Consider the following 13,777-nt stretch of genomic DNA (forward strand, 5'->3'; position numbering starts at 1 on the left):
CGCAAAGCCGATCACCCGCTACAGCGCAACGAGAAGCGCGCGGGCGCTCGGCTTTACTCCCTACCGTCAGCTACACCAGGTGCTGGGACACGATCGGTAAATGGCCAACGCGGTTGCTTTGTGATCAGCCGTTATCTTCGACGAACCGAATAGCGTCTTGCAAGAAGCTCCGGAAATAGTCAGGATTTTCGCACATCGGAAAGTGCCCAAGCCCCTCCATAACGACATGACGGCTGCCAGGAATGAGGGCCGCTAGCGCTGCTCCGTCTGCAGGCGTCGCAGAGTAGTCATAGGTCCCGGAGAGAAGAACGGTCGGTGTTCGCTTGGCATCAATCTTCGGACCGACGACGGCACCGTCGAACTCGTCGCTGTAGAACGAAAGATCGCCGGGATAAACTCCAGGAGCACCCTGCGAGTAGATCCAACTGGCGCGGCGTCGCTCTTCTTGCGGGCTGAGCGGGCTCATGATTCCGCGGACATAGGCTGAGTTATGAAGCGACCCATGAACGTTGACGTTGTGTTGAAAGGGGTTGCGACGGCCCTTTGACTTCAACGGCGGCTCGACCGCAATTACACCCATTAGACGTTCCGGTCGCTCCGCCGCCAGCACCATGCACATCGCCGCGCCCATAGATCCTCCAACGACGATAGCTCTGTCTCCGACGAGCTGGTCGAGTATCGCCGTGCACCAGGTCAGGTAGAGATCCGTTGTGAGTTGATAGGGCGAGCCGTCCCAAGTTAAAGGAGGCATCGAACGTCCGTGAAACGGCAGATCAACTGAGATCAATCGGTTCGTACGCGCAAACCCAGTGTCGGAGAGTTGCGGTAGAAACTGACGGCCGTCTGCGCCAGCCGTATGGAGGAAAAGGATAGGAGTTCCTGCACCGGCTTCCTCGTAAAAGATATCGTGTTCTACGCCGCCGACCTCTACCCGCTTATAGCGTCCGGTGACCTGTTCAATATTTCGATCGACCTTCGGCGCAACTAGGGGCGGAGACGCTACGACGATTTCGAACAGTCGCTCCAGAGCGGGACGCGCTTGAGCGATTGCTACGGGCGAACCAGATAACGTGAACTCAGGGTTAGCGAGTTGAAAGGCGGTGAACGAATGGTAGGTTGCCGGCGGCGGCACCTGCATAACCTTTTCCCAAGCTCCTTCTGGGGCACTCAGTATGACGTCAGCATTTTCGTCCGCGCCGTCCAGTGCGACTATCCCGCCTCCCACAGCAAGTGATGACTTTTCTGGTCCAACTTGCAACGAGATCCGTGTTGTAAGACCTGGGGTCAGTCGCGGTAGCTCCGGATCTTCGATCGCCAGGGTTACGCGTTTAATCAGCTCGGCATGGGCGCCCATACGTCCTCCCTAACAAAATGATGTTGTTGGGAAGCCGCACTTCCTGTGTCTCACCTCCCATAAGAGAGGTAAGCAGATTTTCAGACAATCTGTCAACCTTAGCCGTCGCCTGAACTTCGTTTTGTGGAACTACTCGGAGGTTTCGACGGGGTTCTTGCTCAAGTAGTCCAACGCCACCTTAGCCGCGATTTCGATATGGCGCTTGCAAAGCGCGGCTGCCCTGTCGCCATCACGCAACGCAATAGCGGCCGCAATCTCTCTTATTTCGAAAACGCTGTTCTGCAGCCGCCCTGGCTGGGTCATCGATGTCATCCGCAACAATGTGACCCGGTTGTGCAACGACGTGAGCATTTGCTTCACAAACACGTTCTTGCTGCCGGTCATCAAACAATCGTAAAAAGCGGTCTTGGCTTCGATGATCCGCGTTCCGGAACCGCTCTTGGCTGCGGCTTCGAACGCTTCCACGGTCTCGAGGAGAGCAACGATCTCTTCATTCGAACCGTTCTCGGCGAACTCCTGGCCGGCAAAGCTTTCAAGCAGCGCGCGTACACTATAAAGCTGCCTAGCCTCCTCGTAGCTGATAGTGCTGACAACCGGCCCCCGATGCGGATAGCTAGTAATAAGCCCTTCAGCTTCTAACTGGCGTAGCGCCTCGCGAACTGAAGTTCGGCCAACCCCGATAAGTTCGCACAACTCGCGCTCCACCAGCCGCTGCCCGGGCTTGAAACGGCCACTTGAAATAGCCTGCCGGAGCTTATCCTCAACAAGGATTCGAAGAGAGGCGTTTTGACGTCTAATCTGGAGGTCGATCGTTCCCATTCACAACAAACCTTCGATGAAATTTCTAGTGACGCACAGAATCAATATACTGCCGGAGCGTTTCGTAGGACAACCCGATTGTCTGCAAACAGCAAAAAATTTCAATCGGTTTATTGTGGGTCACAGGAGAACTCTAGCGAACTGGAGGTCTGGCGCAAGGGGAGAAAATTTCTGTAGCACCTCAGGGTCATGACCCGGAATGATGAGTCCGTTTGCTCCGGCAAGGACGCGGAGCTTGTTGTAACCCTCGATGACCTCTAGGTAATCTGCAAACAGGGGAAACGCGCCGTCATTTTCAAGATAGTGCTGGAAATGAAGCGCGTCGGAAGCGATAACCAGCAAAGCGCCGCCTGTTGCCACCGTAACAACTTGCAAACCTTTCGAGTGACCGCCAACCAGATGCACCCTGCATCCAGGAACAATTTCCCCATCCCCATCATGGAACCGTACCCGTGACTGAAAAACGAGCCGGACCGCGTCGACGACACCTTCTGTAGCAAAAGGCCGACGCATTCGCTCATGGCACATACACCGCCCCGTTCCATACGCCATCTCCCGATCCTGAATGTGAAAAGTGGCGTTAGGAAAGGCCGGGAGGTTTCCGGCGTGATCGTAGTGCAGGTGTGTCACAACGACATCAGTAATTTCGCTGGATTTGATGCCAAGGCTGCTCAGTGCTGCCACCGGATGGATCAAGAGGGTCCGCCCTCTGGCCGCGCCCTCTCCGGCTTCGAAACCAGTGTCAACAAGAATTAATCGGTCCTCGAGACGGATCAGCCACACGAAGTAGTCGATTTGTGATGGACGATCATGAATGTCATTCGTCTCTAGTATCAGGTCACTTACTGGTCTTTGCGCGGTGCCGTAATGGATGGCGAGCACTGTCCACTCGTTCAAGAGAATTCTCCCCGCCATCAGTCCATCAAGACTAGGTGTCGATTGATCTCGGCCCTGTCAAGACGGTCGAAAACCTCATTGATCTCATCAAGGGGGCCAGTGCTCGACAGCAATTTGTCCACTGGCAGCTTACCTTTGAGGTAAAGGTCGATATAGCGGGGTATGTCGCGCGATGGCACGCAGGAACCCATATAGCTGCCCTTGATCGTTCTCTCCTCTCCGACCAACGGCAAGGGCGAAACCTCGAAACGGGAATTTGCGCTGGCCAGTCCGGCCGTAGCGGTCATCCCTCCGCGCCGGGTAATCTCATATGCAAGCTCGAATGCCTTTTTGGATCCAGCCATCTCTATCGCGTAGTCTACCCCGCCGCTTGTCGCGCCTTTTACTTGGGCAACAATATTCGGCGAGGTGGCCAAAAAAGTCTTCGTCGCTCCCAGCTCCTTGGCAAGATCCAGCTTCGCTTGGATTAGGTCGATCGCCACGATATCGCTTGCACCGCTCGCAACAGCGCCAAGTATCGCCGAAAGGCCTACGCCGCCGAGCCCGATTACCGCCACACTACGGCCTGGGCGGACCCCACACGTGTTCATCACAGCTCCAACGCCGGTCATAACGGCACAGCCGAAGAGAGCAGCTGTCGCCAAATCGATATCTTTGGTCACTTTGACTACCGAGCTCGCCGACACGACAGCATATTCGGAAAACGCAGAAACGCCGCTATGGTGGTTAATTTCGTATCCTCTCAAACGGATGTGCTTGCCGCCGGATAGAAGCGTTCCTGCAGCATTGGCCTGGTAGCCCGGTTCGCAGAGGCTGGCGCGGCCTTCAGCGCAATATGAGCAATGGCCACAAACCGGCAGAAATGACATGACTACATGGTCACCAACCTCAACCTTCTCGACACTCGGTCCGATTGCTGCGACGACGCCAGATGCCTCATGGCCTAGAGCGACTGGAAGCGGACGCGGTCTGTCCCCATTGATTGCGGACAGGTCAGAGTGGCAGACACCGGCAGCCTTGATCTTGACCAACACCTCCATGGGGCCAGGCGGCGTCAGTTCCACAAGCTCAATCTTAAGAGGTTTCGAATTTGAATAGGGCTTCGGCAGACCCGACTCCCTGAGGATTACCGAACGCATCTGCATCTTTGAAATTCCTTATCGATGTGCAAGCAACTGCATTGGAGAGGGGATATAGCGGAATCCGTCTCCGTTTCGCACCACATGCCCGGCACCTGGCCATGCGAAGTGATAGGACATTACCGCAATGCGATCTGTCGCCAGCATATCAAGCACGCGCGTGCGGGATCTAGCTGACAGCTTCGGGTCCGTGTCGTATCGGAATTCCATCATCGGCCTCTCCATCAACAGGATATGATGGTGCGTAAGGTCGCCGAGAAAACAGAGGCGATCGTTTCCCGACTGCAGCATAAAACAATGATGACCGAGCGTGTGGCCGGGGGCCGAAATCGCGTGAACGCCCGGCAAGAACTCCTCGCCGTCTTTGAAAAAGAAGGTCCGATCCTTGTGGGGAAGCAGGTTTCGCCGAGCGTTATCGATTTGAAATTGAAATGAAGAATCGATCGACGACCCGTCCGTCCAGTCCGTGAAGTCTCGCTCACTGATGAAGATGTCGGCGTTCGGGAAATTTAACCTTCCATTGGCATCGCACAGACCGCCGATATGATCGATATGGGCGTGCGACAGAACCACCGCATCGATCTCCGTCGGATCTCGACCTGCCTCTCTCAGGCTGGCTAGGAGTCGACCTGTGGTGGGCCCGAAAGCTTTGGAAGACCCCATCCCGGTATCAAATAGAATTGTTCTTCCATTTATCTCAACAAGCGGCACGTTTTGCTCGAGTACAACTTTGTTCGTTGGCAGGAAATTGTCCTCTAGCATCAGGCTGACCGTGCGTGGCTCTACCCCCAAGAAGTTCAGGCGAGGATCTCCTAGCTCTAACGGCCCGTCGGACAGTACCGTGATTTTTCCATCGCCAAATTCGAACGGATAAAAATACGGAAGCTTGGCCAGGTGATGCATACTAAGAGACACTGATTTTCCTCCCATCAGGTGCTTGGCGACATTTTTGGCAGATTGTATGATAATCTGTCAAATATTTTTGAAGAAAGCCATATCGAGAGCGACTGCCTTGCTTTAGGAGCCGGTGTACCGCGTTTTCCCCGGCCTACCGAATGCCGCGCAGTAGGAGCAGAGCATTCGAGAATGCGGCTCGCGGGGCCGCACAACGCATGGTCGTTGACCCAGCGTTGCCCCCTGTTCCGCGAAAAACCGCAGACATTCAGAGATTGACGAGGCTCAAGTTGAGTTGTCTCACAGCGCGCACCGCATCACCGTCCATCAGACAGGTGACATTTTTCCTTATTCGCGCTCATCATCGCGAAGCGGCGTAACGATCTGAAACGAAGCCGGTGGCGGACGCGCGCACCCAAAGAGCGATCAATTCCATCTTCGGCAGGGCCTTGCTGTAAAAGAAGCCTTGCGCCGAACCGCATCCGTTCGCTGCGAGAAATGCTGCCTGCTCGGCGGTCTCAACACCTTCCGCCACCACGTCCTGCCCAAGACATTGTGCAATGGACAGAATCGCTTTGACCAATTCTTCGTTCCTTTTGTCCGAGCTATTTATGAATGACCGATCGATCTTCAGCGTGTCGATCGGGAAGCGGGCTAGATAGTTGAGCGCCGAGTAACCGGTGCCAAAATCATCGATAGCAATCGAAAATCCCATTTGACGCAGCTTAAGAAGCGTCTGCAGGGTCTCGCCCTTCCGATCGAGAAGCAGACTCTCCGTGATTTCGATTTCGATCCATTCCGCGCGGCAACCGGTTTCACCGAGGATTGCAGCGATCTCGTTTACCAACCGTGAGCATTGGAATTGCTTACCCGAAAGGTTGACTGCAATCTTGTGCAGGTGGTGGCAATCGGCGTTCAGCTCCTTCGCCGTCTTGCACGCTTCACGCAGCACCCATCGCCCGAGTTCAACGATCAGCCCGGTATCCTCAGCGACCGGAATGAATCGAACCGGCGGAATCATGCCCATCTCGGGATGAGGCCATCTCAACAACGCTTCCGATCCTATCATTACGCCGCTGTCCAGAAGCACCTTGGGCTGGTAGTGCAGCTCCAATTCTTCGCGCTCGATAGCGCGGCGCAATTCAGATTCCAACTGCATGCGCTCCTCCACGCCCACAGTCAAATCCTTCGAATAAAAGCGAAAACTGTTTCTCCCCGAGCGTTTGGCAAGATACATCGCAGAGTCGGCGTATTTCACCAGATCGTTGACATCTGTGCTGTCGTCGGGCGAGATCGCGATGCCTACACTGCATGACACGTAGACTTCCTTGCCATCCAATAGGAAAGATTCCTTGAATCTCTCGAGGATCGAGCACGCAACCCAATCGAGATCGTCGGTTGTCTGGATTTCCGGCAACAGAATCGCGAACTCGTCGCCGCCGAGACGCGCAACCGTGTCGAGATCGCGGACAGATTTCTTAAGCCGGGTAGCGACCTGGCAGAGTAGTTGATCACCCACAGGGTGACCCATCGTATCGTTCACGACTTTGAAATGGTCGATGTCAATCAGCATTACCCCTGTCCGCCGACGTTGAGACGACGCGTCACTGACGACCTTTTGCAATCGCTCGTTAAACAGCAAGCGGTTCGGCAAAGAAGTCACCGGATCGTAAAAGGCCATTTGCCTGATTTTTTCCCGCGAGGCGTTCAGTTCCGTGACATCGCGAGAGACCCCGAGGACTCCTGTAACCTCTCCCCCGGCGCCGAGGACCGCAAGTTTACGTGTTTCGAGAAGAATGGACTGACCGTTCTCCGGGGAAACCACCCAATTCTCGTCGATAAGTATGCCACCGGCTTCGATCGTGGCCTCATCAGATTTTCCGGAAATGTGAGCTCTCTCAGCCCCGAACAATTCAAGGTCCGTTTTTCCAACGACCTCCGCCTCCGATTTCCCGGTCAGCCGCTCAAATGCATGATTGCACAACAGGTGTACGCCATCGACATTCTTTACCCAAACCATGTCAGGAATGGTTTGCAGCACACTTAGCAATTGCGTCCGCACGGAGTTGATGGCGTCTTCCGCCTGCCTTCGTTCCGTGACATCACGCGAAAATGCCAGGAGCGTGGTGGCGGCGTCAGGATCGGCGCTTGGTCGTCTAGCCACCGACAACTCGAACCATCGGGTCTCGCCGTTTGGCAAGGATACGCTAATGCATCGACCGTAGGCAACTCCTTCACTGCTTGCAGTTCGAAGCGCCTCCATTGCAATAGCCGCTTGATCAGGCGCAAGAACTTGGTCGACCGTCCTACCCAGTAGCATTTCCCGCTGCTGGGCTAGTAGTTCGGGATTTCTGGTCCAGACCTGAAGATATCGCCCATCCTCGTCGACCTCAAACAGAACGTCTGGAATAGCGGTGACGATCCCTTGGGCTAGTTCGAGAGCGTTTTTGAGTTCCTGCTCCGCCAACTTGTGTTCGGTTATGTCGATGATAACGCCAATCAGACCCGCGGGCTCGTCGTCGTGACCTCTGAAAACTGCCTTGTTGCAGACAACATCCAGGATGGCGCCGTTTGCGAGAGCGATCTTACGCTCGGAGACTTGGGCTCCACCCCTTTCAAGAAGGCCTTTCTCTTCAATAGAATAAATTTCCGCCAGTTGCGTTGAACTGAGATCAAAATCTGTATTCCCGATGATCTCGTCGCGCGAGCGACCGAGGAGATCTTCGAAAACCTTGTTGCAACCGACATAGCGACCGTGCAGATCTTTGAAGAAAATTGGGAGGGGCAACACGCCGATCAATGCTTCAAGCAGCGCTCCTCGGTCGGCTGAGGTATCATGATGCAGCGCTTCGTCTCTCCGGCGATTGCGCCTTTTCTGAAAAAAGGAGCGTTGCCAAAGCGGTTGTAAAGTCGAATTCATCGTGAAGCTCCTTACCGAGGGCCAAGACAGATGCATCATCCATCCGATCAGGAATTCCGGGAACGCCACCCAAATCATTCGAGCAACAAATTGATGCAGATATGTCAGTAAGGCGTCGAACCGCGCGTCGGCCTGAGCCGGATAGTGCGGTCGGAAATGAACTTTGCTTTCACATTCGAAGCAACAACCTTCGCGGCAGCACGTAGATTGAAAGGCGCAATGAGTATGTTGTCCCGTTTGGCGAGAGGAGGGCCGGAGGAAGAATGCTACCGCGGAGCAAATATGTTCGTTGGAACCGGATCGCTTGTCTCATGTCTCCTGAGGCGACCCGGGCATTTCCCAATTTGAACTGTCATTCCTTAGCGCAGCCTACCTTGCACGAGAGCCGATCATGAAGGCACCGCATTCCACACAGACCCCGCATGCGATCTTCAATCGGCCGGCTTCCAGGAGAGCGGATCCGCTGGGTTATCGAAATATTTAGCAGCAGCGCTGGCAGACCACCAAGCTGTATTCTTCGGCTCGATCCAATCCTCAGAGTTAGGATCGCAATCAGCTGGCAAATCCGCCATTACATCCTCTATGGTACTGGGAATTGCTGGCCGCAGGATTGTCTGAATTTTGGGGCCCTGTCCCTCAAGAGTTCGCATCATTACGTCCCATACGAAACCCGCCTCAGAGCGCGGCGGCCAGAAATGAAAACTCTTGCTTACGAAGTCGGGGTTCCGTCGCCAGTAACAGGCTGCCGAAGCTTCGCCCCCTAGAACGATTGGGATCATGTCGCGCCCGGACTGGCGCACCGCGTTGATAACACCATTCTCAGCTCCCGACTGAACGATAATACCATCAATTCGACCGGGATTCGCTGCAAGGAATTTTTGCACCTCGGCCTGCGCGACCTTGTCTGTCCACTTCCCGTCGACATGACCTACGATCTTTATCTCGGGATAATACTCCAGAGCCTTCTTTGCGCCGACGTCAAAGCTGTCCGAGGAGGCAAAGCCGGAGATCCCCGAAACGAGAAGCACATTGCCACTTCCTTCGATTTCTTCAGCGAGCCACTTCGCCGCCTCAAACCCGCCTTGCATGTTGTTCTCAGTTGCGTTGACGGCGAACGGCGATGTTACGTAACCAGAGTACGAGAACACAGGCACTCCTTTTGAATACGCATACTCTATCGTAGGATTAAGCGCCGTGAGGTTCGAACAGCAGATAATAATTGCATCAACGCCGTCGTCTACCATCTGCCGCATCTGCCTGATCTGGACAGCGTCTTCAAGATTTGACTGGGTGACGATGAACTCGGAGACCAGCCCCGCTTTCTTGAAAGCTGGAACAATCTTGTTTGTGAACTCATCAAGAATACTCGCACGCCAAGAATTGTCAGCATATGTCGATGCGTACCCAATTTTCCACGGCGGTGCTCGCTGTGCCTTAAACGTGCGGAAGACAGATTCACCTGTAGGCAACTTTGGATCGAGCAACTCGTAGGTTTTTCGTTCCTCCCGCGGCAATTCCGTAAGGCCACCGGCGGCCGCTACAGAAGGGATCACCAAGCCGGTGATTAGAATAATGGCTCTTGTAATTTCACGTATGCGCACGGATTTGATACCTCTCGTGTCTCTGAGCATTGCAAAGCAGTTGATCTCTTGAAGGTTGATCGGCTCTAGGTGGGTTTTTTACAGTCAGACGGGCGGCGAAAGGGAGACCAAGAGCCTAAGGCCGGATTTCGCTTCCGTAAGCGGATTTCCCTTCAGTAGAACGCCGCTATCACAGTGGCCATCCGACGCGTGGCAGTCCCGTTCGATGCGTAGCTTACGCCACTAACCTAACCCGACGCGTCGACTTATCTTCGGTCAATTTGAATGAAGCGAGCCGCTCGCTGAGTTCGTTAGTCTGATCCGAGAGAGTCTTTGCCGCGGCATTTGTCTGCTCGGCCATGGCAGCGTTTTGTTGTGTTCCCTGGTCAAGTACATTGACGTTATTGTTGATCTCGGCGAGGGACGCCGCTTGCTCGCGGCTCGAATTGACGATTTGATCAATCCGATCGGAAATCTTCAAGATCGACGCCGTTATGTTGTGTAACGCCTCACCTGCTTTCCCCACGTAATCTGAGCCGATCGCCACCTCCGAAGAGGATTCCGAAATCAGGTGGCGAATCTCGCGGGCTGCAGCTGATGATTTCTGGGCAAGTTCGCGCACTTCCTGGGCTACGACTGCAAAACCCTTTCCGGCATCTCCAGCACGAGCCGCCTCGACACCAGCATTTAGTGCCAAAAGATTTGTCTGGAACGCAATCGTATCGATCAAACCAATGATTTGGCCGATCTTGTGGGACGCGTCTTCTATTCTGCCCATTGCGTTGATCGCATCGGTCACAATGGTTGCCGCACCCTCGGCGTGTTCTTTAACAACGGACACGAAAGCCTGGGTTTCATAGGCATTCTCGGATGATTTTCTGACCGTGACCGTCACCTGTTCGACGGCGGCCGCAGCCTCCTCCAGTGAGGCGGCTTGCAATTCAGTTCGCCGCGACAGATCATCTGAGGCTTTGAAAAGCTCGCTGGTTCCCCATTGAATTTGATTGGTATTCTCGTCGATATGAGACACTGTCTCTCTCAGGATCGAAAGCGAGTGATTGAAATCGCGCCTCAGCGGCTCAAGATTGGGATGGAATTGGCGGTCAATTTCTTGAGAGATGTCGCCACGCGCCAATCGAGATAACGCCTCTCCTAGAATGGTGACGGCAGTTGCGACCTCCTCCTCCATCTGAGCGCGTTCGCGTTCACGATCCATCCGCTCCTGTTCAACGGTTTTCCTATCGGCTTCCGTTCGTGTCTCGATGTCCATCTTCGAGACAGCATTTTCACGGAAAACCTCGAGTGCGCGAGCCATTTCACCTATTTCGTCTCTCCGGTCACGTCCGACAATCTGCGATCGAAGATCGCCCTTTGCCAGCTCTTGCATGCGCTTCGCGATCCGTTCGATCGGGGCGCGAAGTGTCGCCATCAGGCCGGCGCCAGCCGCCAAGGCTACCAAGACGCCGGACACTGTGGCGATAGTTGACAGCAAGCGGGCAAGATTGCTTTCATTGCGAGCATCGTTTTCCTGAGTTGCTGCAAAAGTTACGAGGTTTTTCCAGATCTCCTGACCGGTTTTGTCCGCCTCAGAATATTGCGCTTGGCGGGCTTCCGCTATCTTGACCAGCTTCTCTGTGTTCTCTTGGATAGAATCCACCTGGGCGAATAGATCTTCCTGCATTTTATCGAAGCCAGATATCGAGCTGGCAACGCCTCCAACTGCCACGGTGTCACGCGCCAATTTTGTAAGTTGCTCAACGAGGCGCTGCTGATTCTCTGCGTTGGCTGTACGGAACAGGTTATTGATTTCGATTTCGATCGAATCGGCGTCCTGGCCGATCGTTGTCGCCGTCGCAACAAGCATTTCGGAATCCGTCAACGCTTTATCCAACGCCCGGATCGCATTTGTTCCTTCAATCATGTGCTGGATCGCATCCACTCGCAGGTTCGTCGCAAAGCTCTGTAGGTCAGAGCCGGCAAGCCGTGTGGAAGGGTCGACAAATTCGGGGTTGGCGATTAGCTTGGCGATAGTCCTCTCAATTTTAGTAACGGCCTGCTCGTCAGCAGTCGAGACTACCCGCTTAACTGTTTTTAGCGACTTTTTGATCACAAGCCCTTGCTGGGCGACAGTCGGAGGCTGCTTCGCTCCGTCCGGCAAGCTCACCAAGTCTTCCGCCATGTGTTGCATAACTGATGCCGTATCGAGTGAGCGGGTAGCCTCCCGGAGCATGGTTTTCCCGGAGTTCTCCTGATTGCGTACTTGTGAGCGCACATCAACCGCAGCCAATTTAAGGGCGCCTCCGACCTCCTTGATCTTCGACAAGTTGGAAACAATGTCGCTGCGAACGGATTCCTCGTCATTATGCAAAGACCACATGCGGCCGATGCTGCCCGAGATAACGGACATTGCCGATACACTGTTTTCGAGCGCACCAGTTTCGCTCCCGCTACCTGCCGCCGCTTCCTGGAGCGACTGCATGGTTGCGGTCTGCCCGTTTAAACTTGTCAGCGCCTCATCTCGGTACTCCGTTGAGCTTTGCGCCAAAAAGCGGTTCATGCTTTCCGCGACACTTCGAAACCCGCTCAAGGTCTGAAGAACCTCATTTGAAAGCCGAAGACGAGTCTGAAGCAAGCCAGTTGCTTTTAAGCCGACCCCACCAACTGCCGCCAATATCAGGATCAAGGGTACAAGTACCAATAACACCTTTGCTCTTATGGTAAAGGTGGATAACAGGCGATCGACGAACATACTTACCTCCAAAGGGCTCAAACGGTGCTGGGGCCTCGCTTTTGGAATAGTAATGTTTGAGCCTGAACGAACATGGATAAGAGTTTCACTAAAACAATCGAAACTTTTTTACGTGTTGTTAGGATTTGACCTCTTACCCATTGCGTCTTTCGAGAAACTTAACGGAAGGTTAATACCTGCAGATTTGCCGGATCAGAACGTGGGAGTGGATCTATCTGCACCGAGGATCGATCTCCAGCACGTTCCCTGTCAGCTTTCCGGACAGTTCCGAATTCGCCAGGAATTGCACGGCGTGGATCACTGTTCGAAGCACGTCATTTTCGCTTGAAGACGTAGAGTTCACATCGCTGGCGTGTACAGCATTTATCCTCAGCCCGGAACCGAAATATTGCCTAGCAATTGCGGAGGTAGTAGTGCGCAACGCCGCTTGAAGGACGGCTTCTGCTTCCAGCGAGGTCGTCTCTTCGAACCATGCGACGTCCACTACGGCAAGCTCCGCGCCCTGAAGTCGAGAGCTAAAGGCACCTGTAACTCTGATTAGATTGGATACGGCATCAAGCCCCAGATTCGCGCTGGATAGCGATCCCGTTACAGTTTGGGTTGTTTCATTTCTGCGGAAAACTATGTTCACCAGAACGTCGACCCGTCTCCAGCGCAAATACACCTGGTCAGCCATTGAGTTGACGTAAACGTCTCTGTTCGGGTTGACTTTGACCGGTAAAAAATTGTTTCCCTGGCCTTCAGCCAGGGAGGCGAAGTCGGCGGGATTGGCGTCGCCTACGGCGACCCGATAGCCTTTTTCTATAAATGAGCGCGCCAAACAAAGACCAACAGGATTTGACGCGCCTATCAAGACACAGACTTTTTCCCCAGGAGAAATGTTGGCGTCACTGTCACGTTCAACCAGTACCTCGGTCGATGGAGTATGACACGCCTTGTGAGTCAGAGACGCTTGTATCACGCGCCGGTCGCCGCTTCCGGCAGATTAAGAAGGTCGACAATTTGTGCATTTTTGGCCAAGTTTAGCACTTATAACTCCCGGTCCGTCGCTGCGTCTCCCGCGAACAAGCAATGCGCGGGCGATATAGTAAAATTTTTGTCCGACAATCTGTCAATTCCTTTTTTGCGATTTTCGGCGGACACATGTCGAGACCGGCGTCATTTTGAGGCCTCATGCACGCAATGCCGTAAGCATCGGTATTCCGACACCCGGTTGAGTTTGATGTGGTCTTTCCTGTTAGTCTTCTCTCGCCGCCACGTTCCGATTTGATCGCGCTTTTCGCGTTCGCGCGGCACAGACAACAGCACGCCTATGGCAGCACAAGCTGTTTGACCATCATCAGGTTTCGTCCTTAAGCTCTTCTTTTGCCCAATCAGACGCCCGGAGTCCGTACCCGCTAAGAAGAGCGCAAAGTCAACTCAATG

The 13,777-nt window shown here is 54.1% G+C and carries 9 protein-coding genes; all 9 read right to left on the reverse strand.

All coding sequences use genetic code 11. The features are described from left to right. Nucleotides 1–124: 124 nt before the first annotated feature. The 9 genes from GGD53_RS28990 to GGD53_RS29030 all read right to left on the reverse strand — a co-directional run bounded on the left by GGD53_RS28990 (nt 125) and on the right by GGD53_RS29030 (nt 13,313). Nucleotides 125–1,354, reverse strand: coding sequence for an alpha/beta fold hydrolase (locus GGD53_RS28990; protein ID WP_008534369.1), 1,230 nt, complete (start codon nt 1,352–1,354; stop codon nt 125–127). 129 nt (nt 1,355–1,483) lie between these two features. Continuing rightward, the gene (locus GGD53_RS28995) at nt 1,484–2,173 is read right to left on the reverse strand and encodes a GntR family transcriptional regulator (RefSeq protein ID WP_004673291.1); all 690 of its coding nucleotides are present in this window, start codon (nt 2,171–2,173) and stop codon (nt 1,484–1,486) included. Between the two features lie 120 nt (nt 2,174–2,293). Then, nucleotides 2,294–3,088, reverse strand: a complete 795-nt coding sequence (locus GGD53_RS29000) for an N-acyl homoserine lactonase family protein (RefSeq protein ID WP_018247149.1) — start codon at nt 3,086–3,088, stop codon at nt 2,294–2,296. Further along, nucleotides 3,088–4,215 carry a zinc-dependent alcohol dehydrogenase family protein gene (locus GGD53_RS29005; protein WP_004673287.1) on the reverse strand — a complete coding sequence of 376 codons (1,128 nt, stop codon included), beginning with the start codon at nt 4,213–4,215 and terminating at the stop codon, nt 3,088–3,090. Before GGD53_RS29005 ends, GGD53_RS29000 begins: the two co-directional genes overlap by 1 nt. Nucleotides 4,216–4,227: 12 nt before the next feature. Beyond that, nucleotides 4,228–5,112, reverse strand: coding sequence for an MBL fold metallo-hydrolase (locus GGD53_RS29010; protein ID WP_011053353.1), 885 nt, complete (start codon nt 5,110–5,112; stop codon nt 4,228–4,230). A 352-nt stretch (nt 5,113–5,464) separates the two neighbouring features. After that, nucleotides 5,465–8,023 (reverse strand): sensor domain-containing protein, encoded by a 2,559-nt coding sequence (locus GGD53_RS29015; RefSeq protein ID WP_004673285.1) that lies wholly within the window; start codon nt 8,021–8,023, stop codon nt 5,465–5,467. A 431-nt stretch (nt 8,024–8,454) separates the two neighbouring features. Continuing rightward, nucleotides 8,455–9,654, reverse strand: a complete 1,200-nt coding sequence (locus tag GGD53_RS29020) for an ABC transporter substrate-binding protein (RefSeq protein WP_008534366.1) — start codon at nt 9,652–9,654, stop codon at nt 8,455–8,457. Nucleotides 9,655–9,838: 184 nt separating this feature from the next. After that, nucleotides 9,839–12,352: a methyl-accepting chemotaxis protein gene (locus GGD53_RS29025; protein WP_184460157.1), complete on the reverse strand. Its 2,514-nt coding sequence runs from the start codon at nt 12,350–12,352 to the stop codon at nt 9,839–9,841. Nucleotides 12,353–12,563: 211 nt separating this feature from the next. Further along, on the reverse strand, nt 12,564–13,313 hold the full coding sequence (locus GGD53_RS29030; protein ID WP_011053351.1) for an SDR family oxidoreductase: 750 nt from the start codon (nt 13,311–13,313) through the stop codon (nt 12,564–12,566). Nucleotides 13,314–13,777: the final 464 nt, after the last annotated feature.

It is taken from the genome of Rhizobium aethiopicum, from assembly GCF_014197535.1.
GTDB lineage: Bacteria > Pseudomonadota > Alphaproteobacteria > Rhizobiales > Rhizobiaceae > Rhizobium > Rhizobium aethiopicum_A.